Source organism: Streptomyces katrae (assembly GCF_000966975.1).
GTDB lineage: Bacteria > Actinomycetota > Actinomycetes > Streptomycetales > Streptomycetaceae > Streptomyces > Streptomyces katrae.
The window spans coordinates 1-324 of the sequence record NZ_JZWV01001805.1 but is presented as its reverse complement, the minus strand read 5'-3'; the positions used below and the strand labels follow the sequence as shown (position 1 = coordinate 324).

Annotated in this window: 1 protein-coding gene; it reads left to right on the top strand. The window is 83.6% G+C overall.

The window, feature by feature from the left end; genetic code table 11:
- Positions 1 to 10: 10 nt before the first annotated feature.
- The coding region (locus tag VR44_RS49480; protein ID WP_425424574.1) for a streptophobe family protein at positions 11 to 324 on the top strand (314 nt) is incomplete at its 3' end.

Genomic DNA, 324 nt, shown 5'->3' with positions numbered 1-324 from the left:
GGGTGCGGCGGTGTGGGCGGGCGCGGGGGCCGGGCGGCCGGAGCGGGTGGCGGGGGCCGCGCTGCTGGTGGCGCCGGACGCGAGCTGGACGGGGTTGCTGCTGGGGCTGTCCGTGCCGGTGCGGGGGCGGGCCGGCGGGGGGCTCGGGCGGCTGCTGCCGCCGCTGTCCCGGGGGGAGCCGGTGACGGTGGCGCGGCTCGCGGAGTACGACGGGCGGGCCTGGCTGCTGGTCGCGGGGGCGGGGGTGCTGCTGCTGTACGCCGGGGTGCGGGCGGCCGTACGGAGTCCGGGGCGCGGGGTGGCGGCGTGCGCGGCGTGGNTGGG